General features: G+C 63.8%; 22 protein-coding genes. 12 read left to right on the forward strand and 10 right to left on the reverse strand.

Annotated features, from left to right (window positions below; genetic code table 11):
- Nucleotides 1-15 precede the first annotated feature (15 nt).
- Entirely contained in the window at nt 16-954 is a 939-nt protein-coding gene (locus J2X38_RS22510; protein WP_286750104.1) for a HEPN domain-containing protein, read from the forward strand.
- Here the strand turns inward: J2X38_RS22510 and J2X38_RS22515 are convergent.
- The 3 genes from J2X38_RS22515 to J2X38_RS22525 form a co-directional block, all read right to left on the reverse strand.
- Nucleotides 951-1,118, reverse strand: coding sequence for a hypothetical protein (locus tag J2X38_RS22515; protein ID WP_286750105.1), 168 nt, complete (start codon nt 1,116-1,118; stop codon nt 951-953). The genes J2X38_RS22510 and J2X38_RS22515 overlap by 4 nt on opposite strands.
- Before the next feature lie 69 nt (nt 1,119-1,187).
- A complete protein-coding gene (locus J2X38_RS22520; RefSeq protein ID WP_286750106.1) occupies nt 1,188-1,412 on the reverse strand; it encodes an EexN family lipoprotein in 225 nt (74 codons plus the stop codon).
- Between the two features lie 122 nt (nt 1,413-1,534).
- Nucleotides 1,535-1,735, reverse strand: coding sequence for a heavy-metal-associated domain-containing protein (locus J2X38_RS22525; protein ID WP_286750107.1), 201 nt, complete (start codon nt 1,733-1,735; stop codon nt 1,535-1,537).
- A gap of 149 nt (nt 1,736-1,884) precedes the next feature.
- Between J2X38_RS22525 and J2X38_RS22530 the strand changes: the two genes are divergently transcribed.
- The 5 genes from J2X38_RS22530 to J2X38_RS22550 all read left to right on the forward strand — a co-directional run bounded on the left by J2X38_RS22530 (nt 1,885) and on the right by J2X38_RS22550 (nt 10,969).
- A complete protein-coding gene (locus tag J2X38_RS22530) occupies nt 1,885-4,419 on the forward strand; it encodes a heavy metal translocating P-type ATPase (RefSeq protein ID WP_286750110.1) in 2,535 nt (844 codons plus the stop codon).
- Nucleotides 4,416-4,910 (forward strand): Cu(I)-responsive transcriptional regulator, encoded by a 495-nt coding sequence (gene cueR / locus J2X38_RS22535; protein ID WP_286750108.1) that lies wholly within the window; start codon nt 4,416-4,418, stop codon nt 4,908-4,910. The genes J2X38_RS22530 and cueR overlap by 4 nt, the downstream gene beginning before the upstream one ends.
- 271 nt (nt 4,911-5,181) lie before the next feature.
- Nucleotides 5,182-6,348 carry an efflux RND transporter periplasmic adaptor subunit gene (locus J2X38_RS22540; RefSeq protein WP_310257572.1) on the forward strand — a complete coding sequence of 389 codons (1,167 nt, stop codon included), beginning with the start codon at nt 5,182-5,184 and terminating at the stop codon, nt 6,346-6,348.
- The gene (locus tag J2X38_RS22545) at nt 6,345-9,524 is read left to right on the forward strand and encodes a multidrug efflux RND transporter permease subunit (protein WP_310257574.1); all 3,180 of its coding nucleotides are present in this window, start codon (nt 6,345-6,347) and stop codon (nt 9,522-9,524) included. The genes J2X38_RS22540 and J2X38_RS22545 overlap by 4 nt, the downstream gene beginning before the upstream one ends.
- The gene (locus tag J2X38_RS22550; RefSeq protein ID WP_310257576.1) at nt 9,521-10,969 is read left to right on the forward strand and encodes an efflux transporter outer membrane subunit; all 1,449 of its coding nucleotides are present in this window, start codon (nt 9,521-9,523) and stop codon (nt 10,967-10,969) included. The genes J2X38_RS22545 and J2X38_RS22550 overlap by 4 nt, the downstream gene beginning before the upstream one ends.
- A 119-nt stretch (nt 10,970-11,088) precedes the next feature.
- On the opposite strand, the gene J2X38_RS22555 is transcribed toward J2X38_RS22550, so the two are convergent.
- The 4 genes from J2X38_RS22555 to J2X38_RS22570 are packed head-to-tail and all read right to left on the reverse strand — an operon-like array spanning nt 11,089 to nt 13,665.
- Entirely contained in the window at nt 11,089-11,475 is a 387-nt protein-coding gene (locus J2X38_RS22555; protein WP_310257578.1) for a DUF6527 family protein, read from the reverse strand.
- A complete protein-coding gene (locus J2X38_RS22560) occupies nt 11,472-12,848 on the reverse strand; it encodes a ThiF family adenylyltransferase (protein ID WP_310257580.1) in 1,377 nt (458 codons plus the stop codon). Before J2X38_RS22560 ends, J2X38_RS22555 begins: the two co-directional genes overlap by 4 nt.
- Nucleotides 12,849-12,862: 14 nt before the next feature.
- Nucleotides 12,863-13,246: an E2/UBC family protein gene (locus J2X38_RS22565; protein WP_310257581.1), complete on the reverse strand. Its 384-nt coding sequence runs from the start codon at nt 13,244-13,246 to the stop codon at nt 12,863-12,865.
- Between the two features lie 5 nt (nt 13,247-13,251).
- The gene (locus J2X38_RS22570) at nt 13,252-13,665 is read right to left on the reverse strand and encodes a multiubiquitin domain-containing protein (protein WP_310257583.1); all 414 of its coding nucleotides are present in this window, start codon (nt 13,663-13,665) and stop codon (nt 13,252-13,254) included.
- 152 nt (nt 13,666-13,817) lie between these two features.
- On the opposite strand from J2X38_RS22570, the gene J2X38_RS22575 reads away from it, so the two are divergent.
- From J2X38_RS22575 to dcd, 6 genes are all read left to right on the forward strand, one after another.
- Entirely contained in the window at nt 13,818-14,180 is a 363-nt protein-coding gene (locus J2X38_RS22575) for a helix-turn-helix transcriptional regulator (RefSeq protein ID WP_310257585.1), read from the forward strand.
- Nucleotides 14,180-15,103, forward strand: coding sequence for an ImmA/IrrE family metallo-endopeptidase (locus tag J2X38_RS22580; RefSeq protein WP_310257587.1), 924 nt, complete (start codon nt 14,180-14,182; stop codon nt 15,101-15,103). The genes J2X38_RS22575 and J2X38_RS22580 overlap by 1 nt, the downstream gene beginning before the upstream one ends.
- Before the next feature lie 3 nt (nt 15,104-15,106).
- Nucleotides 15,107-15,457, forward strand: a complete 351-nt coding sequence (locus J2X38_RS22585; RefSeq protein WP_310257589.1) for a hypothetical protein — start codon at nt 15,107-15,109, stop codon at nt 15,455-15,457.
- Between the two features lie 81 nt (nt 15,458-15,538).
- Nucleotides 15,539-15,997, forward strand: a complete 459-nt coding sequence (locus J2X38_RS22590; RefSeq protein WP_310257592.1) for a hypothetical protein — start codon at nt 15,539-15,541, stop codon at nt 15,995-15,997.
- 31 nt (nt 15,998-16,028) lie between these two features.
- Nucleotides 16,029-17,180: a hypothetical protein gene (locus tag J2X38_RS22595; RefSeq protein ID WP_310257593.1), complete on the forward strand. Its 1,152-nt coding sequence runs from the start codon at nt 16,029-16,031 to the stop codon at nt 17,178-17,180.
- Nucleotides 17,173-17,799 (forward strand): dCTP deaminase, encoded by a 627-nt coding sequence (dcd, locus tag J2X38_RS22600; protein ID WP_310257595.1) that lies wholly within the window; start codon nt 17,173-17,175, stop codon nt 17,797-17,799. Before J2X38_RS22595 ends, dcd begins: the two co-directional genes overlap by 8 nt.
- A 245-nt stretch (nt 17,800-18,044) precedes the next feature.
- Here the strand turns inward: dcd and J2X38_RS22605 are convergent, their stop codons facing one another.
- The 3 genes from J2X38_RS22605 to J2X38_RS22615 all read right to left on the reverse strand — a co-directional run bounded on the left by J2X38_RS22605 (nt 18,045) and on the right by J2X38_RS22615 (nt 19,863).
- Nucleotides 18,045-18,515: a DUF2141 domain-containing protein gene (locus tag J2X38_RS22605; protein WP_286748919.1), complete on the reverse strand. Its 471-nt coding sequence runs from the start codon at nt 18,513-18,515 to the stop codon at nt 18,045-18,047.
- A gap of 19 nt (nt 18,516-18,534) precedes the next feature.
- Nucleotides 18,535-19,101: a hypothetical protein gene (locus J2X38_RS22610; protein WP_286748917.1), complete on the reverse strand. Its 567-nt coding sequence runs from the start codon at nt 19,099-19,101 to the stop codon at nt 18,535-18,537.
- 174 nt (nt 19,102-19,275) lie between these two features.
- A complete protein-coding gene (locus J2X38_RS22615) occupies nt 19,276-19,863 on the reverse strand; it encodes a hypothetical protein (RefSeq protein WP_310257597.1) in 588 nt (195 codons plus the stop codon).
- Between the last annotated feature and the right edge of the window lie 76 nt (nt 19,864-19,939).

Below are 19,939 nucleotides of genomic sequence, written 5' to 3' on the forward strand. Positions count from 1 at the left end.
AGGGTGAGAATAGTTATGCGAACCGATGTCGATCATCTACCGGCGAACAAGCAGCGCGAGCTCGAGCGCGTGAAGGCGATCATCTTCGAGGAATTCGAGGATGCGATCGCACTCGCGACGATGAGCTGGAAGAAGAAGGGCCGGATCGAAAAGCTGATCCTTTACGGCAGCTATGCGCGTGGCGGCTGGGTCGATGAGCCCCATACCGCCAAGGGCTATCGTTCGGATTTCGACCTGCTCATCATCGTCAACGACAAGCGCCTGACCGAGCGGGTCGATTTCTGGCTGAAGCTCGAGGACCGGCTCATCCGCGAACTGGCGATCGACAAGACGCTGCACACGCCGGTCAATTTCATCGTCCACACCTTGCAGGAGGTGAACGACGGGCTCGCGCACGGGCGCTATTTCTTCATGGATGTCGCGAAGGACGGGATCGCGCTCTACGCATATGACGACAAAGAGCTGCACAAGCCGAAGCCGAAGACGCCCGAGCAGGCGCTGGCGATGGCGCAGGAATATTTCGAAGAGTGGATTCCCGGCGCGGCAGAGTTTTTAGAGGGATATAAGTTCTACATCGGTCGACGGAGTTACAAAAAGGCCGCATTCCTGCTGCATCAAAGCACCGAAAGTCTCTATCATGGCGTTCTGCTCGTCTGCACCTTCTATACGCCCTACGTTCACAATCTAGGTTTCTTGCGAACGCAGGCCGAGCGCATCGACATGCGTATCGTCAATGCTTGGCCACGCGAGACGCGTGCTGAGCGAGCCCGCTTCGAGAAGCTGAAGGAAGCCTATGTGAAGGCGCGCTATTCGAAGCATTATCGCATCACCGAGGAAGAGCTTCTCTGGCTCGGCAACTGCGTCGAGGAACTGGGACGCGCAGTCCATGCGATCTGCTCCGAGCGCATCGCGGAGCTCGAGGAGCGGTGCCGCCCGGCTCGATCGCCGGGCTAGTCGGCGGTGCTTTCCGCCTTTCGCAAGGCGTCGGCGATCATCGCGGCGAGCGATTCCTCGGCCTGGATGCGGGCGACATGGTCTTTTGAGTCCAAGTCGCGGCGGACCCATTGCGGAACCCGTTCGACAGCGCGCAGGACGATGCTGGTCAGTTCATCGGTCATGCGGGCGCTATATCGGAACGTGCCGGACTGGCAATCGCCAACGGTTAGGTGCGGCGATTGTGTCCTGGCTTAATCCTTGCCCAGGAACCGCTTGAAACGCTCGCGGCCTTCGACCGTCTGCACCGCGACGTCGGCGTTCGTGCATTCGTCGCCGCGCGTCGAGCCGGCTCGGCAGTCGGCGACGACCTTTCGCGCCTCGTCGAGATTCGCCTCGAAATATTGGGTGCTGCGCGGCTCGCTTTGGCCGCAGGCGGACAGGATCAACCCGAGTGACAGGATAGCGGAATGTCGCAAATTCATTCTCCAGCCAGAAAATGGGAAGGAGAATATACCCGCCAAGACCTTGGGCGAAAGGCGAACTGGAACCAGATCTGGTTCTATTTCCCCAGGTCGATCAGTCTCTTGGCCCGCCCTTCCTATGCCGCCTGCGCTTCATAGCCGGCTTCGCGGATCGCCGCGATGAGCGACGCGCTGTCCGCGCTGGTCTCGACGCTGACCTGTCTTTCGGGAATGTCGGTTTCCACCGTGGCCGCGGTATCGATGCCCTGGATCGCCTTGGTGATCGAGCGCGCGCAGCCGCCGCATGTCATCCCGGGGATATTGAAACGGATAGTCATAGTGCCTCCAAACTTCGATTGAAGCTCGAAGATGGGGCTTGCCATCGTGACAAGGTCAATGCCCCCGAAGTGCATTTTCTTCCTCTTGACCTTCCCATCGTTGGAAGCCCCACATTCCGGTCGAACGAGCAAATCCGGAGAAAAATATGATGTCCGATGTTATCGAGTTGAGGCGGAAGCGCGATGTTCCCACCACCGGGCCGGAGCGTCTGAGCGTCGCCGTCGCCGGCATGACCTGCGCCTCCTGCGTCGGCCATGTCGAAAAGGCGATCGGCAAGCTGCCGGGCGTAACCGGGGTCGCCGTCAATCTGGCGACCAACCGCGCCGACGTGACATTCGCTGGAGCGTCCGATCCCGGTGCCGTCGTGCAAGCAGTCGAGCGCGCCGGCTATGAGGTGCCCGAGGCCGATGTGGAAATCGGCGTCGCGGGCATGACCTGCGCCTCATGCGTCGGGCATGTCGAAAAGGCACTGTCCAAGGTGCCGGGGGTCAGCAGCGCCACCGTCAATCTGGCGACCGAAAAGGCCAGCATTCGTTATCGCGCCAGCATCGCGTCGCTGGAAGATCTGGAGGCGGCGATCCGTGGCGCCGGCTATGAACCGCGCCGGATTGAGAGCGACAGCACATCGTCCGACCAGGAAGCTTCGGCGCGCGAGCAGGAATTAGGCAGCCTGCGCCGTTCGCTGTTTCTCGCGGCGGTGTTGGCACTGCCGGTGTTCATCCTCGAGATGGGCTCGCACCTCATCCCCGCCGTCCATGATTTCGTCATGGGTACGATCGGGATGCAGACGAGCTGGCTGATCCAGTTCGTCCTCACCACATTGGTGCTCTTCGGGCCCGGGCTGCGCTTTTTCCAGAAGGGCATTCCCGCGATCTTGCGCGGCACCCCCGACATGAACTCGCTCGTCACTTTGGGGACGAGCGCCGCCTGGGGCTATTCGCTCGTCGCGACCTTTGCCCCCGGCGTCCTGCCGCCCGGCACCGCCAATGTCTATTATGAAGCGGCGGCGGTGATCGTCGCGCTGATCCTGCTCGGTCGTTATCTCGAGGCCAAGGCCAAGGGCCGGACGTCGGAGGCGATCAAGCGGCTGGTCGGGCTTCAGGCGAAAACCGCCCGCGTCATGCGCGATGGCACGGCGCTGGAAGTCGCGCTCGCCGATGTCCGGACCGGCGATATCGTCCAGGTGCGCCCGGGCGAACGCGTGCCGGTCGATGGCGAAGTCGTCGACGGAAATTCCTATGTCGACGAGTCGATGATCACCGGCGAGCCGGTTCCGGTCGCCAAGGCGGCAGGCGCAGCCGTCGTCGGCGGCACGATCAACAAGACCGGCGCCTTCACCTTCCGCGCGACCAAGGTCGGCGCTGACACAGTGCTGGCGCAGATCATTCGCATGGTCGAGCAGGCGCAAGGGTCGAAGCTGCCGATCCAGGCAATGGTCGACAAGGTGACCGCCTGGTTCGTCCCCGCGGTGATGGGGATCGCGGGACTGACCTTCCTCGTCTGGCTCATCTTCGGCCCCGATCCGGCGCTGACCTTCGCCTTGGTGAATGCGGTCGCGGTGCTGATTACCGCCTGCCCATGCGCGATGGGGCTCGCGACCCCGACATCGATCATGGTGGGAACCGGGCGCGCCGCCGAACTGGGGGTGCTGTTCCGCAAGGGCGAAGCGCTCCAGACGCTGCGCGACGTGACCGTCATCGCGCTCGACAAGACCGGTACGCTGACCAAGGGGCGACCCGAACTGACCGACCTTGAACCGGCCGCAGGCTTCGGGCGCGACGAAGTGCTTGCCTTGGTCGCGAGCGTCGAAAGCCAGTCCGAGCATCCGATCGCCGAAGCCATCGTGGCGGCCGCGAACGCGCGGGGTCTTGATGTTTCATCGCCCGAGGCGTTCGAAGCCATTCCCGGTTACGGCGTATCGGCAAGGGTTGGCGGCCGCGAGGCGCAGGTCGGTGCCGACCGCTTCATGACCAGGCTGGGACATGATGTCTCGGCCTTTGCTGCTAAGGCCCGCGAACTCGGGGCGATGGGCCGAACGCCGCTCTATGCCGCGATCGATGGCAAGCTCGCCGCGGTGATCGCGGTCGCCGATCCGGTCAAGGACACGACGCCCGAGGCGATCCGGGCACTCCACGCCCTCGGGCTCAAGGTCGCGATGATCACCGGCGACAATCAGGCGACGGCCGATGCCGTCGCGCGCACGCTCGGGATCGACGAAGTCGTCGGCGAAGTGCTGCCAGACGGCAAGGTCGATGCGATGAACCGGCTGCGTGCTGGCGGCCGCAAGGTTGCGTTCGTCGGCGACGGCATCAACGACGCCCCCGCGCTTGCCGAGGCCGACGTCGGCCTGGCGATCGGCACCGGCACCGATGTCGCGATCGAGTCCGCCGACGTCGTGCTGATGTCGGGTGACCTGCGCGGAGTGGTCAATGCGATCGCGCTGTCGAAGGCGACGATCCGCAACATCCAGCAGAACCTCTTCTGGGCATTCGGCTATAATGCGGCGCTGATTCCCGTCGCCGCGGGGGCGCTCTATCCGCTGAACGATACGTTGCTGTCGCCGGTGTTCGCCGCCGGCGCGATGGCGTTGTCGAGCGTCTTCGTGCTAAGCAACGCACTCAGGTTGAAGACCTTCCGGCCGGTGATCGCCGCCGACAAGGGAAAAGAAGGAGAGGCGGCATGAACATCGGCCGCGCCGCGAAAATATCGGGCGTCTCTCCAAAGATGATCCGCTATTACGAACAGACGGGTCTCATCCCCAAGGCTGCGCGTCAGGACTCGGGTTACCGCGACTATGACGACGCCGACGTGCACCGCCTGCGCTTCATTCGGCGCGCGCGCGATCTCGGCTTTACTGTAGAGCAAATCGGCGAGCTGCTTGGTCTTTGGTCCGACCGAAGCCGCGCCAGCGCCGACGTCAAGGCTTTCGCGCTCGAACATATCGAGCGGCTCAAGGAAAAAATGGCCGAGATCGAAGCCATGGTGCGGACGCTCGAGACGCTGGCGGATCATTGCCACGGTGACGACAGGCCCGATTGCCCGATCATCGAGGGGCTGGCGGAAGAGGGGGGCGCGACGCCGCGCCTCCAACCGCGCGAACCCCGGCGCTTCGGCAGGTCCGGCGGACAATCCGCCCGGCGCCATGCCTCGAGTTCATCGAACCGCACGCACTAGCCTGGCCTCGGGATCATTTGGCCCTTCCGCATGCGGAGGGGCCTTTCCTGATTCTTCGCGGGACATAGTCCTGACCAACGCAGTCGCCACACGCTAGATTACTATTACCGCTCGGCTCCGCCTACTAATAGGCGCGGTGTCTTCTACGGATTCATATGCATTCGACGCCGACGAAGAAAATCTCTTGACCCTCCAACGATGGAAAACCGCACCCCCCGAAATATGAGCTCGCCATCCATCCGGATCGGCGAGCAAGGATTCGGAGGTTGAGATGCGGAAATCGAGGGTCGCCGCGGCGCTGGGCGCGATATTGGCGACGGGGCTGGTGGTGCTTTGGGTGCGCGGGCCGGAAGGCGGCGAACAGGCCACTGCGCCGGGGCCGCCGATGGTGCTCGCCGCATCGGTCGTCGTGCAGGATCATGTGCCGCGTTCGACCTATACCGGTCGCTTGACCGCGGTCGAGACGGTCGATCTCAAGCCGCGCGTCTCGGGCTATATTGCCGACATCAGCGTTCCCGAGGGGCAGATCGTCCGGCGCGGGCAGATCCTTTTTCGCCTCGATAATGCGCCCTTCGCCGCGCGGCACGCCGCGGCGCGGGCGGCGACGCGTGAAGCCGAAGCGCGGCTGGGGCTCGCGCAGGCCGAGGATGCGCGTGCGCGCAGGCTGGTTGCCGAGGGGGTCGCCGGGCGCGAACGCTCGGACGTGACGACCGCGACCTTGCGCGAACGCGAAGCGCAGGTCGCGTCGGCGCGCGCCGCCGAACGGCTGGCCGCGCTCGACCTTCGCTATGCCGGCGTCGAGGCGCCTATCGCGGGCCGGGTCGGCCAGATTCTCGTCACCCGCGGCAATCTGGTCGCTGGCGGCGAGGCGGCGACGCCGCTCACCACCATCGTCTCGGTCGATCCGCTCCACGTCGAATTCGATGTCGACGAGGCGACCTATCTCCGCTCGCTCGCCGATCGGCGCGGCCATGGTGCCGAGGCCAAGGTCGGCGTCCGCCTCGAAGATGGAAGCACCCGAACGGCGCGGCTGGACTTCATCGGCAACCGCCTCGACCGCGCGACGGGGACGATCCGCGCGCGCGCGGTCCTGCCCAATCCGGGCGGACGTCTGGCGCCGGGCCTGTTCGCCGAGGTCGATGTCGCGACCGATGATGCACGCCGCGCACTGCTCGTCAGCGACCTCGCGATCGGCGTCGAACAGGGGCGGCGCTTCGTCCTCGTGCTGGGCGAAAAGAATATGACCGAATATCGCCCTGTGACACTCGGCCCCGTCGTCGATGGCCTGCGCGTCGTCGAGACGGGCTTGCGGCCCGGCGACCGCGTCGTCGTCAAGGGGCTCGCTGGCCCCGGCATGGCGGTCAAACCCCAGATCGTGCCGATGCCGCGCGGCAATGGCGTCCAGAAAAGCAGCGTCAAGCGGGAGGCCGCACGATGAACTTCCCCCGATTTTTCATCGACCGGCCGATCTTCGCGATCGTGCTGTCGGTGCTCCTGCTGATCGCGGGACTGCTCGCGCTCCTCCGGCTTCCGCTCAGCGAATATCCGGCGGTGGCGCCGCCGACGGTGACCGTCGTTGCGGCCTATCCGGGCGCGTCGCCCGACGTCATCGCCGAGACGGTCGCGAGCCCGATCGAGCAAGCCGTCAACGGCGTCGAAGGCATGCTCTATATGTCGAGCCAGGCCGCCACCGATGGCCGGATGACGCTCACGGTCACCTTCGCGCAGGGCACCGATCCCGACCTTGCGCAGGTTCAGGTCCAGAACCGGGTGTCGCGCGCGCTGCCGCGGCTGCCCGAGACGGTGCAGCGGCTCGGCGTCACCACGCAAAAGGTCGCGCCCGATGCACTGATGGTCGTGCATCTTCTCTCGCCATCGAAACGCTATGATCCGCTCTTCATCTCCAACTATGCGCTGCTTCAGGTCCGCGACGAGATCGCGCGCATTCCCGGGATCGCCGATGTGGTGGTCTGGGGCGCCGGAGAATATTCGATGCGCGTCTGGCTCGACCCGGCGCGGATCGCTTCGCGCGGGCTGACGGCGAGCGATATCGTGGCCGCGATCCGCGCACAGAATGTCGAGGTTGCCGCGGGCAGCGTCGGGCGTCAGCCCAACCCCGCCGCCGCGCAGCAGGTCGCGCTCGATGTCAAAGGCCGCCTCGCGACCGAAGAAGAATTTGCCGCAATCGTCGTCAAGACCGGCGCTGACGGCCAGCTTACGCGGCTGGGCGAGGTCGCCCGGATCGAAATGGGCGCCAATGATTATGCGCTGCGCTCGCTGCTCGACGGCGAACCGGCGATCGCGCTGCAGATTTTGCAAAGCCCCGGCGCCAACGCGCTCGACACCGCGGCCGAGGTCCGGACGACGATGGAGCGGCTCTCGGGCGAGTTTCCCGACGGGCTGGAGCATCGCATCGCTTATGACCCGACGATCTTTGTCGAAGCCTCGATCGAAAGCGTGATCGTCACGCTGATCGAGGCGACCCTGCTCGTCGTCCTCGTCGTGATCCTTTTCCTTCAAACATGGCGTGCGTCGATCATTCCGCTTGTCGCGGTGCCCGTTTCGTTGGTCGGGACTTTGGCGGTCATGTATTTGTTCGGCTTTTCGCTGAACACGCTGTCGCTGTTCGGGCTGGTGCTCTCGATCGGTATTGTCGTCGATGACGCGATCGTCGTCGTCGAGAATGTCGAGCGCCATATCGGGCTTGGCGAATCCCCGCGCGAAGCCGCGCGCAAGGCAATGGCGGAGGTCACCGGGCCGATCATCGCGATCACCTCGGTCCTCGCCGCGGTCTTCATTCCCACCGCCTTTCTGGGTGGTTTGCAGGGCGAATTTTATCGCCAGTTTGCGCTCACCGTTGCGATCTCGACCATCTTGTCGGCGGTCAATTCGCTGACGCTGTCGCCGGCACTCGCCGCGATATTGCTCAGGCGTCATGATGCGCCGCGCGATGGCCTCCAGCGCGCGATCGACAAGGGCTTTGGCTGGCTGTTCCGGCCATTCAATCGCGCCTTTGACCGCGGTTCGCTCGCCTATGTCGGCGGCGTCCAGCGCGTCATCCGGCGCGGTGCGGTCGCGGGGTTCACCTATGCCGGGTTGCTCGGCCTGACCTGGTTCGCCTTTGACAAGCTGCCCGCCGGTTTCGTCCCCGCGCAGGATAAATATTATCTCGTCGGCATCGTTCAGCTCCCGAACGGCGCGTCGCTCGACCGCACGCAGGCGGTGGCCGAGCAGGTCTCGAAGATCGCACTGGCCGAGCCCGGCGTCGAAAGCGTCGTCGCTTTTCCCGGCCTGTCGATCAACGGCTTCGTCAACGTGCCCAACGCCGCCGTCATGTTCGTGATGCTCGATCCCTTCTCGCAGCGCACGTCGCCGGACATGGCGGCGGGGGCGATCGCCGGGCGGCTGCAGGGCAAATATGCGGCGGTCCCCGACGGCTTCGTCGGCGTGTTTCCGCCGCCGCCGGTTCCCGGTCTGGGCGCCACCGGCGGGTTCAAGATGCAGATCGAGGACCGCTCGGGCGCGGGCTATGAAGCGCTCGCCGCGGCCAGCGCCAAGGTAATGGCCGCCGCCGCCAGGGAGCCCGCGCTCGCCGGGCTGATGACCAGCTATAATGTCGCCTCGCCCGAACTTTCGGTCGATGTCGACCGGACCAAGGCCGCAGCCCAGGGGGTCGCCATGACCGACGTGTTCGAGACGATGCAGGTCTATCTCGGCTCGCTCTACGTCAATGACTTCAACCGCTTCGGTCGGACCTATCAGGTCTATGCGCAGGCCGAAGCCGACGCGCGGGCGCAGCCCGATGCGGTCGGGCGGCTTCAACTCCGCAACGCGCAGGGCGACATGGTCCCGCTCGCGACGCTGGTCACCACCGCACCCGGCGCAGGGCCAGATCGTGTGATCCACTATAACGGCTTCCCCTCGGCCGATATCAGCGGCGGTCCCGCGCCGGGCTTCAGCTCCGGACAGGCGGTCGCCGCCATGGAACGGATCGCGCGCGCCGAACTGCCAGAGGGCATGACGTTCGAGTGGACCGACCTCACCTATCAGGAAAAGACCGCGGGCAATGCCGCGCTCTATGTCTTCCCGATCGCGGTGCTGCTCGCCTTCCTGATCCTCGCGGCGCAATATAACAGCTGGACGCTGCCGCTCGCGGTCCTGCTCATCGTGCCCATGTGTCTGCTCAGCGCGCTTGTCGGCGTCTGGCTGACTGGGGGTGACATCAACATCTTCACGCAGATCGCCTTTGTGGTGCTCGTGGGGCTGGCCGCGAAAAATGCGATCCTGATCGTCGAGTTCGCGCGTGCGCAGGAAAATGAAGGCCTCGATCCGCTCGCCGCAGCGCTCGAGGCCTGCCGATTGAGGCTGCGTCCGATCCTGATGACGTCGATCGCCTTTATCGCCGGCGCGGTTCCGCTGGCGATCGCCACGGGGGCGGGCGCCGAAATGCGGCAGGCCATGGGCCTCGCGGTGTTCGCCGGCATGCTCGGGGTGACGCTCTTCGGCCTCTTCCTGACCCCGCTCTTCTACGTCGCGATCCGCAAGGCCGTTCTGCGGCGCGAGGCGCGGCGCCCTTCAAGCCCGGACACCAAGCCGCAGGAATTGACCCTATGAAATCGATCGCCAAGCTTTCGCCCGCCGTTCTTCTCCTTGGTCTTTCCGGGTGCGCCACCGCTGGTTCCAACTATGTTCCGCCGCAGATCGAGGCACCCGGAGCTTATGCCGCGCAGCCGGTCGGCGTCGAAGATGCCGCTGTCGAGACCGCCTGGTGCAAACTGTTCGGCGACCCGGCGCTCGATGCCCTGATTGCCGAGGCGCTCGCCGCAAACCTCGATGCGCGGCTCGCCGTCGCGCGGCTCGACGAGGCGCGCGCACTCGCGGGCGTATCGCGTGCGGGACAGCTTCCCGGCGGCGGTGTCGATGCCTCCTATCAGCGTCGCCGTCTGGCCGATGCCGAGCGTCCGGGCGGTCAGGCGCGTGAGGGCGATGCATTGGGCCTCGGAGCGGAAGCGTCGTGGGAAATCGACCTGTTCGGACGCGTCCGCCGCGGGGTCGAGGCCGCCGAGGCAGAGGTCGGCGGCGGCGAGGCGCTGCTACGCTCCGCTCGCGCCGCGGTCACCGCCGACGTCGCCAGCCATTATTTTGAACTGCGCGGAAGCGAAGCCGCGCTTGCGATCGCACGCCGCCAGATCGAAACCCAGCGGCGCTCGCACGACGTCACACGCAAGCTCGAACGTGCCGGTGCGGGCGGGCGCTTCGACATCGTTCGCGCCGAGGCTGCGCTGTCGGCCGTCGAAGCGACGCTACCCGGGATCGAACAGCGCATCGGCACCGCGCATCATGCTCTTGCCGTGCTGCTTGGCCAAACACCGCAAAGCTTCGCAGGGCCGACCGCGACAACGACCAGCCTGCCGCAGATCGCGCAGATCAGCGTCGGCGCGCCCGCCGACCTGTTGCGGCGACGGCCCGATATCGCGGCCGCCGAACGCGCGCTCGCCGCCGCCACTGCACGGCGCGGCGTCGCCGAGGCCGAACTGTTCCCGACGGTGCGCCTGTCTGGCTTCATCGGACTTCTCGCCGGCGGGTTCGAATCCTTGTTCACTGGCGGCGCGCTCGCTTTCTCTGACGGCCCCAGCCTCGATTGGGCGGTGTTCGATATGCCGCGTCTGCGCGCGCAGGTCCGCGTCGCCGATGCCCGCACCGATGCGGCGCTGATCGACTATCACCGGACCGTTCTGATCGCGCTTCGCGATGTCGAAGATGCGCTGACGGCCTATGGCGCGATCCGGACCAGCCTAGCAAAGCGCGACCAGCAGGTCGGCGCCAGCCGCGAGGCAGCGCGGATGGCTTCGCTTCGCTTTCGCGAGGGCGAGGGGCAATATCTCGACGTTCTCGATGCCGAACGCAGCCTGTACGAAGCCGAAGCGACGCTCGTTGCGGCGCGCACAGACCATCTCCTGTCTGTGGTCGAAATCCACCGCGCTCTCGGCGGGGGCTGGGAGGTTTGTGAAGGGGCGGGCGGTCCAAATTGTACCGGAGGGCGTACATTCGGCCAGTAAATGTTATAATAGGAATGCGGCCGGTTTGCACCTGATCCAGCTCGTAGCAAGCCGCGAAGTCGCTGCCCGAAACCTGCCCTTCGAGCATTTCGAAGCTCCCGTCAGCAACGCGCCCGTTTTTAGTCGAACGCCCGGTAGGATCCCGGCGCACACCAGCGAACTTGCCCGGCGGTTACGAAGAAGTGGCTCTCGCAGCCAGTCGTTCGCCACACCGACGGGCGAAGCGACACGCGTCCTTTTCCGTCAGTCTCCAGCGTCCAACGCGGAAAGCGCTTGCCGAGAAAACGAAGGTGCAGTGTTTCGCCGCAGCCGCAAGGGCAGGCGAGATAACCGAAGGCCGGACCATCGGCGCCGCGGCGGACATAGAGGATGTTGCGCGCGAGCCGGGATGGCACGTCGCCGACCTCCTGTTTCACGATCGCGGGGCGGCGCCACCCGCCGATCTTCCAGCGGACCATGCCGAATGCTGCGAGGAGCCGGCAGAGCAGTTTGCGTCCGGGTATCACGACGGGCCGCCTAGGCGGGGCAGCAGCAGCGGCGGGTTGGTCGTTCCCAGCCCGACGTGGCTGGCGAGATTGGCGTCGGGTTCGCCGTCGGGGCGCAGGATGATGCGGCCGTGCGACATCGAGATGCGCTGGATGGCGAAGTCGCCGTTCGGACGAGTGCGGAACGGATGGAGGCGGGCGAGCAGCTCGTTCACGGCCATAGATGCGACCATGGTGTTGATGCTGATCACCGCGGGGCGATCGACGACGATGCCGCGCACATAGCCGCGGCGGACCTGATCCTCGTAGAAATCGGGATCGGTGCGGCGCAGCACATCGGCGTGCAGTTCGGCCTCCGAATAGACGCCGCGCGAGCGCAGGCTCGAGCCGCCCGGCTGAATATAGTGCACCACCCCCGACACCGCGTTCACCCCGCCGCTGCCATCGGCATCGATGCGCACGCCGAGATCGAAATAGGGCAGCGTATAGAAGGTCGCGATGCGGTTCAGCGTATCGCGGCCCTCGATCGAATCCATGCAGCCGAACAGGACATCGCACGTCGCTAAGCGGGCGATCGCTTCGGGGCTGTCGACGAAACCTTCGACGATTTCCACTTTCGTGCCGAGGCCGATGCGGTCGATATGGCCCTTCATCATCCGCGCCTTATTGACCTCGGCGACCGCGTGACGGCGGGTCGCGCCATAGATACGGTTGAGATTCTTCGCCTCCACATGATCGGGCTCGATCAGCACGATCCGGCGGACGCCGAGACGGACGAGCATCTCAACCGTCGGGCTCCCACTGCCCGACACGCCGACGACGCCGACGCTGAGCGAGCCGAGGCTTTCGGTCGTGTGATCGCCGAACATCTGGCGGTGACGAACGTCGAAGTCGGCGCGCGCCAGGCTCGGGCGGCCCGGCCAGATGAGGATATCGTCGCCGACCACCGACACGCGGTCGAGCATGCCGCGTGGCCCGCCGATGCCGACGCGGCGGCCGAAGATTGACCCATCGGGCAGCATTATCGCGCTCACATGCTCGCCGATGACCTTGAGGCCCACGGCGTTGAAGAGGTCGAGGTCCGAGGCATCGTCCTGCGAGGAGAACTGCCGGTAACCGCCCGGATGCGAGTGGATCTTGAGGATCGCCAGGTTGTTTGCGCGCGCCTCGGCGAGCAGCGCCTTGAGGCGGCACGTCGGCCAGGTGATGCGGTCCGGCGCCCGCAGACATTCGTCCGACGGGATTTCGACAATCCGGTGAACGACAAAGACGCTGCGGCCGTCGATCATGGCGCGGCCGCACAGGCCCACCACGATCGCTTCGAGGCCGGTGCCGTCGAACAGGTGGCTTGCGAGCGTCGCGTGCTGCGACTGGCTCAGGCGCAAGATGTGCATGACCCTTATCCTTCCTAACGCTTCTTGAATTCGTTCTTCAGCCAGGCGCGAACGCGGCGGAGATGGGTACAGAGCGAGTCGACCCCCTGCCGCCACGGGTAGTGGCGCGACCATTGCTGGAACGAGCGGTTGTCGATCGACAGCGCGCTGAGGTTGTTGATGACCTTGCCGTCGGCGCGGCTCAGCGGCGGGCTGAAATAGACCATGTCGATCATGCCGGCGGGATATGCGTCGAGACGGATCGCGACGTCCGCCTGCGCGACGTTATAGCCTTCGGGGATGGGGTGCTGCCGGAGGAGCAGCCACCGCGCCCCGCCCTGGGCGATGGTTTCCCAAGGACATCCGAGTGCTTCGAGCACCCGGATGTCGTCAGGACCGAGGTTGAACTCCCGGCGCATTGCGATCAGCCCTCGGTCTCGTCGAGCGGGAAGGTCTCGAAGACCTCGATGCCGCACTCGCCGAGGTCGACCTTTTCGTCGACGGCGATCGAGACATAGTGGCCGCCGTGGAGGCGCTTCTCGAGTTCGTACTTCTCGATGGGCGTCTTGCCGCCCGCGACGAGGATTTCGCGGCCGGTGACGAAGCGGCGATCGAACACGTGGTAGATGTGGTCGATCTTCACCTTGTAGCGGTGCGCGTGCGGCGGCGGCTGGTTGGCGCGGCCGCATTCCTCGACATCGACGATATCGACGATGACGATGTCGTGACCCTTCTCGTGCTTGATCTCGACGTCGACATCCGCGCCGGTGCGGTTGTTGATGATCACGATCTCGGGATCGTCGTCCTTGTGATCGCGGGGGTGGTTGTGGGTATCCATAAACAGATCCTTGTACTCAGCGGGCCAACAGCGGCGGCTGTGGTGCTAAATTGGCGAAGCAGTGCTAAGTTGTCAAGGGGGCTAAGATGTGCTTGACAAATTTAGCGCCCGCGCCTAGGTTCTTGGTCCCCAAAAACTAGGATGGGTGATTTATGACCGATGAAAGGACAATCGATGAGGAGGGAACTGATCTCGGGGGATTTCTGAAGAAAGTGCGCCAATCGCGCGGCCTCTCGCTCCGGGAAGTCGAGCGCTTGACGGAAGGCACCGTCTCGAACGGCTATCTCAGCCAGTTGGAGAATGGGAATATCGACAAGCCGTCGGCGATGATGCTGCACCGGCTTTCGAATGCCTATAAGCTCGATTATCACGAAATCATGAAGCGGGCCGGCTTCCTGACCGAGGCGGAAGAACCGCTCAACAGAATGGCCACGTCCGTACTGGGTGAACTGACCTCCGACGAGGAAGACCAGCTTCTGGCTTTCCTCGGCTTTCTGCGACGTCAGAAGAAATAATGCTGGCAGACGACTGTAGCGTTTCGCACGAACAACTCGTCGCCATCCGGGCCGCCGCCGACCGCGCCTTGCGGGACGGCGGCGCTCTCGGCATCTTTCCCACGCCCGTCGACGACATCATGGCCGCAGCCCGGATCGAAATGGTCCCGCTGGCGATCGACGAGGGCTATCTCGCGAAGCTGCGCCGCAAGGCGGAAAACGCCGGCAAGGCCTTGCTCACCGCGCTGTCGAAAGCATGGGGTGTGTTCGACCCCCGGTCGCGCATCGCCTTCATCGATCCCGAAACGCCGGACGCCAAGCTTCCCTTCCTGAAACTCCACGAGGGCGGTCACGCGCTGCTCGAATGGCAGAGCATCTTCGGCCTGTTCGAAGATTGCCGGATGACGCTCGATCCGTTCATCAAGGCGCAGTTCGAACGCGAGGCAAATGTCTTCGCCTCCGAAGTCCTGTTCCAGATGGACATCTTCGCCGAGGAAGCAGGCGACCTGACGTTCGGCATGGCGGCGCCGCTGCAACTCGCCAAGCGTTATGGCGCCTCGGTCTATGCCACAGCCCGGCGATATGTAATGGCGAGCGACCGCGTCTGCGCGGTCCTGATCTTCAATCCGCCGATCGAGGAAACGTTCGACCAATCGGTCAGCAGCCTGCGTCGCGTGGTCGCGTCGCCGTCGTTCGAAGCGCGCTTTCCAGCGATGGCCTGGCCGAGGGAAATCCGCTCGCGGGAAGCCTTTGCCCGGCTGATTCCCGATCGCCGGATGACGCGGCCGCGGACGGTCAGCTTTCTCGACGCGAATGGCGACCGTCAGGAGTTCATCGCCGAATCCTTTCGAAGCCGCCACCAGACGCTCGTGCTTCTGCACGCCGTTGCAACGCTTCAGCGCCGAGTCTACCTCCCCGCCCAGCACAGCCTCTCGCTTTTCTAGGCCATGGCACAGATTCTCGGCTATCTTTCGGACGGTGAGGCGAGCGCGTTCCAGCAATATGCCGCCGAACTTCGGCTCGATGTCACGGCGCTTGCCAATCTGCTGATTGTCCGGGAACTCAGGCGCGACCGGCTTGCTGTGCTTCGAGTGCTCTACGATCGCGACCTTGGCGGGCAGGGAAAGAAGAAAATAGTCGCGCATCAGTCCGACCACGAAACCAAGGTGGCGTTCAAGGCGCATGCAATCGCGCGTGATCTGAAACCAAGCCGCGCCGCGGCAATAATATTCCGCGCGGAACTTGCCGAACGCTGGCTCGCCGTCAGCATGGATCTAAGTCAATTTGACTCAGTTTGAGTCATTTACTATGCTGTAAGAACGGTCGTGCGAGATCAGAGCATGGTCACCGACCAACTGGAGAAAAGGGGCTCCTCGGTCATGCAGCAAAGCCTTGTATCCTTTTCGAAATATAGTCTTTCCAATCTGGCCCTGCGATCGATCGTCGAGCTTGAGCGGATGAATGCCGGGCTGGACAGCAACCCCGACGTCTTCACCAACCTCGCGACCGCACTCCGACAGAATTCGGAGCCGAGCGCCTGCACCCTCCAGTTCCGCTTCGTCGAACCCGGCTATTATGAGTCGTTCGAGCGACTGTACCGCATGGCCTCGAGCGCACCCGACGGCGAAGTCGAGAATATCCAAGAATATATGAAGACGGTCAGCCAGCAGCTGAGCGCGGTCGCCGAAGGCCAGGTCGATGCAGCCGCATCGCTCCTGCCGGTCTGCATAGCGCTGCATCAAGAGCTGATCCAGGAACTGGCGGGAGAAGATGGCTTTGACATCCACGAGCGGTCTCCCCTCAGCGAAGACACTTCGGCTGGCTTCCGCCCGTCGTAGACTGAGGGCGTTCATCGATCAGATTGCGGAGTTGGGCACATCCGATTTCGCCCATCTGGACGGCAAGGATGCCCTAACTTTCATCAAGGGATATTCGCTCGAGCTTCGCGAAGTGCTGGAGCGGTTGACGCCTGAAGCGAGCGAGGCGAGCGTCAATGAGGCATGTGCGCAAACCAGCCTCATGGTATCGCGATACACCGATATCCTCGGCTTCATTTTGCGCTCCACGAACGTGCGCAACGCGTTCGAGATGCACTTTCCGCTCAAGCGCCTCGTCGAAACGGCGGTCAGCCCTGACGCACGCCTGATCATGTCATCCGAATGGAAGTTCGTCCCCTTCACTTATCCAATGACCCTCGACTGGCTGCCCGGCTTCGCGCTCGTCGGCGGTCCCGCGCCGGAATCGGACAATGTCCTGATCGTTCCTCTCGCTGGCCATGAGATCGGTCACTCGGCGTGGCGGAGCAAGCAGCTCAAGGATCAGCTCATGGCGGATCTGGTGGCTGCGATCGCCCAGACGCTCGACGATATGCCTGCCGAAACAAGTTTGGTTTCCAACGAGCTCGGCGTTGACGGCGTCGCGCTCGCGAAGCTGCGCGACGCGGTGCTGCGGTCAGCTATCAAGCAGCTCGAAGAAATCTTCTGCGACCTATTCGGCCTGTTTATTTTCGGCCGGTCCTTTCTCTACGCCTATGAATACTTTCTCGCACCGGGATGGGGCATGCGTTCCGCTTATTATCCGTCGAGTATCGATCGGGTGCGCTATCTCATCGAGGCGGCGGAAGAGCTAGGGATCGCTCCAGAAGCCGATCTTTTCGAGGCTTGGGGGGACTCGATCCCGCTGAAGTTCGCCGACGGTGCGGTGATCAGGCTTGCCGATGCGGCGGTCGCAAAAATCTATCCGGCCCTGCGCGCGATCACGTTCAATATTCTGGCAGATCACGGCATCACCCCGCCGACGGCCGATGCAGCCGATCGCGTGCTGGCATCGCTGCGACAGCATGTTCCGGATGGCGAGGGTGCAACCTTGCCTGAAATCGTGACCGCGGGCTGGCTCCTGCTGCGCGAGCGTGGCGGTCTGTCGCTCGATCAGGACATTGCCGAATACAAGATCCTGAACGAGCTGATGCTCAAGTCGGTCGAAGTGTCCGAATTCAAGCTGAGAGTCGAAGCCCATGCTTAGCGCTGCCGAGATCGTCGGGGCTCTTGAACATCAGACCAAGGAGGAGCGGCTGACCGTCGTGCCCTGGCCCGAGCGCGACGAACTCCTTCGCAAGGGTGAAACCTCGATCGATCTGCGCCTCGGCCGGTGGTTTCGTTCGTTCAAGCAAACCCGCACGCCGTCAGTTTCACTCGTCGGCCGCATTCCGCGCGACTCTGACGAACCATCGGAAACGTCGCGAACCAAGCAACATTTTGTGCCCTTCGGGTCGAACTATGTTCTGCACCCCGGACGATTCGTGCTGGGGGTGACGCTCGAATGGCTGCGCTTGCCTGCGAGCCTGTCGGGCTATGTCACCGGAAAATCCTCGCTGGGCCGCCACGGTCTGGTGATCGAAACGGCGGCTGGCATCCATCCGCAGTTTTCCGGTTGCCTGACCCTCGAGCTTGCCAATGTCGGCGAGGTCCCTTTGGAAATCTATCCCGGCATGCCGATCTGCCAGATATTCCTGCACCGCACTCAGCCGGGTGAAGAGCGCGAGCCTGATCGCTTCTCCGGCCGCAGGAAGCCGATGCTGTCCCCGCCGAAAGCGGACGAGACCTTCATGCGGCTCGTCGACTCCCGGCCCGACGGGGCCTAGGATGGGCGTTATGCGTTGGGAAGCGTTGGGTCTAATTCGTTAGTTTGCGTCCGCTATTCAAGCTTTACTTCGAGAATCAGACTGTTTCCAACCGAGTATTGGAATCTACCTGATTACGCCGAAGCGGAATGTCGGCGGGCTTGACGAGGAATCGCTGCGCGTGGCTTGCGACCGCTCTTCGCCGGTTGGCAGGAAAAGGGCGGGGTGCGATACATTGCTGATCGAGGGCTATCGGCTATGCGGGGCTACATATATTTCATGTCGATACGGATTGCAGTGCGTCCATCCACCTGGAAGGCGACCTTTTTGTAGCTCGGCTTGCCCAGGTTCCAGACCGATATAGACGGGTTGTTGGACATCCCGCCGCCATCGGAAAAAATGTCGGTCTTTCCGTTGCCGTTGAGATCGTGCCTGACCGCGATCGCGTATCGACCCGGCGCATCCACCGGAATACAGAACCGCATGGTTCCTGCGGCTGCTTGGACATCGATCCGTTTTAGCCATCGCCCCTTTTTGAGCCAATCGGTTTTTGTGGCGCGGTAACTTTGGACACGCATGGTGCCTTGCGCCTGCTTGATCCCACGAACAGTTGCGAGCACCGCAGTACCATTGCCCGTACACCTTGCCATATCGTTGGGAATCTTCTCCCCTGCCGCGGCGGGCGAAGCGATAAGCAATGCGCCGCTTGCCACGGCCAGTGTCGAGCGAAAACTCACCCATTCTCTCCTTGCAAAATCACTGCGACGGTGGAGCACTCGCAGCCAGGGATTTGCGCACCGCTTCCTCGAATTGGCCGGCAGTAAGGTTTGTCGCCAACCCCGCTTTGGATACGAACAGCAGGTTGCGCGGAATTTTCACGTCTCCCGCCGTGGTCGCGAGCGTCGCCGAATTGTCGCCAACTTGCTTGACCGTGCCGAGCACCTTGCTCCCACCTGCGCTATGAACCTCGGCGCCCGCCTTGAGCGCGGAATTCAGCGCCGCAGCGTTTTCCTTGACCGATTGTTCGACCGACGCAAGGATTTCGGCCTTCGACGCGTTCAGGGCTGGACCCTTTTCGGTTTGAACCAATGCCTGGAGCGGCACGACGATGCCGTTGTTCCCGACGGCGACCGCGACCTTGTCACCCGCGATCTGAGCGACGGTACCGACTTGCTGGCCGGCATTGTCATACACTTTGGCGCCCGGGGCAATCGATGCGACGGGCTGCATCGAAGCCGACTGCTGGGCAAGCGCCGATGCGGCAGCTATCGGCACCGCTCCAAGGGCGCACAGCGTGGCGACAAAGCCAAAAGGCTTTTCCATAAATTTTCTCCTGATTTCCGGGTGCGCGCACAGTCGAGCCCCGCGCGTGATGTTTCAAAGTCGTTGTTGCCGAGTGGTGCATCAGGCAGGACGGGCCGTGCTGAACGGCGGGGGGCAGCACCGCCCAAAGCGCAAGCTGCTACGCCGGTGGCGCCGGGACCGGAATTTCAGCCGTTACGGTTGCCGCGTAATCGACCAGGTCGCCAAGGTTTCGTCGCGCGCCGGGTCTTCCATCCGGACGGTGTCGATCCGCGCGCCGATCAGGCATCGCGGCCGCTGCTCGCTGCCCCCTGGCTGGACGCAGCGAATGGGCGCGCCGCCCGCGATATTTTCGATGCGCCCAGTGACGCGCAGCCGGAACCCCTGCGAACCGTCGAAATCTTTGGTATCCACACGCTTCACAACGTCAAATGCCCGCCCGCTTCGCCAGCCATCGCGGTCCGCTTCGTCTCGGAAAATTTGGGCGATAGCCAATGACTGGCCGGGTAGCGTCACCGGATCGGCGCCCTGCACGGTGGCTTGATCGCCGCGCGGCTGGCATTTGTCGCCCGTTGACCATGGGCGAGCGATCCAGAACCCTTCGGCCGCATCGATTGCGGCCTGGTCGTCCAACCCCCAGTCGTCCGCCCGCCATGCCGTGGGCTTGAACGAAATGCGAAGAATTCCGTCGTCATCGCCTAGACTCCAACGCTCGGGAAGGTTGCTGTCGGCATCGGTCGGTCCCGCACAGCCGAATGGCAGAAGCTGAGGATCAGCGTGCAATAGGCACCCCCTTCGTGGGGTGATCGGCGTGCAAAAAGGACCCCTTCATCCCGGGGATTTAGTCGGCCGACTGGTT

The organism is Sphingopyxis sp. BE235, assembly GCF_031457175.1.
Classification (GTDB): Bacteria; Pseudomonadota; Alphaproteobacteria; order Sphingomonadales; family Sphingomonadaceae; genus Sphingopyxis.

Coding starts and splice junctions, on each gene's coding strand:
- J2X38_RS22510 (WP_286750104.1), top strand. CDS start 16: ATGCGAACCGATGTCGATCATCTACCGGCGAACAAGCAGCGCGAGCTC.
- J2X38_RS22515 (WP_286750105.1), bottom strand. CDS start 1,118: ATGACCGATGAACTGACCAGCATCGTCCTGCGCGCTGTCGAACGGGTT.
- J2X38_RS22525 (WP_286750107.1), bottom strand. CDS start 1,735: ATGACTATCCGTTTCAATATCCCCGGGATGACATGCGGCGGCTGCGCG.
- J2X38_RS22530 (WP_286750110.1), top strand. CDS start 1,885: ATGTCCGATGTTATCGAGTTGAGGCGGAAGCGCGATGTTCCCACCACC.
- cueR (WP_286750108.1), top strand. CDS start 4,416: ATGAACATCGGCCGCGCCGCGAAAATATCGGGCGTCTCTCCAAAGATG.
- J2X38_RS22540 (WP_310257572.1), top strand. CDS start 5,182: ATGCGGAAATCGAGGGTCGCCGCGGCGCTGGGCGCGATATTGGCGACG.
- J2X38_RS22545 (WP_310257574.1), top strand. CDS start 6,345: ATGAACTTCCCCCGATTTTTCATCGACCGGCCGATCTTCGCGATCGTG.
- J2X38_RS22550 (WP_310257576.1), top strand. CDS start 9,521: ATGAAATCGATCGCCAAGCTTTCGCCCGCCGTTCTTCTCCTTGGTCTT.
- J2X38_RS22560 (WP_310257580.1), bottom strand. CDS start 12,848: ATGCACATCTTGCGCCTGAGCCAGTCGCAGCACGCGACGCTCGCAAGC.
- J2X38_RS22565 (WP_310257581.1), bottom strand. CDS start 13,246: ATGCGCCGGGAGTTCAACCTCGGTCCTGACGACATCCGGGTGCTCGAA.
- J2X38_RS22570 (WP_310257583.1), bottom strand. CDS start 13,665: ATGGATACCCACAACCACCCCCGCGATCACAAGGACGACGATCCCGAG.
- J2X38_RS22575 (WP_310257585.1), top strand. CDS start 13,818: ATGACCGATGAAAGGACAATCGATGAGGAGGGAACTGATCTCGGGGGA.
- J2X38_RS22580 (WP_310257587.1), top strand. CDS start 14,180: ATGCTGGCAGACGACTGTAGCGTTTCGCACGAACAACTCGTCGCCATC.
- J2X38_RS22585 (WP_310257589.1), top strand. CDS start 15,107: ATGGCACAGATTCTCGGCTATCTTTCGGACGGTGAGGCGAGCGCGTTC.
- J2X38_RS22590 (WP_310257592.1), top strand. CDS start 15,539: ATGCAGCAAAGCCTTGTATCCTTTTCGAAATATAGTCTTTCCAATCTG.
- dcd (WP_310257595.1), top strand. CDS start 17,173: ATGCTTAGCGCTGCCGAGATCGTCGGGGCTCTTGAACATCAGACCAAG.
- J2X38_RS22610 (WP_286748917.1), bottom strand. CDS start 19,101: ATGGAAAAGCCTTTTGGCTTTGTCGCCACGCTGTGCGCCCTTGGAGCG.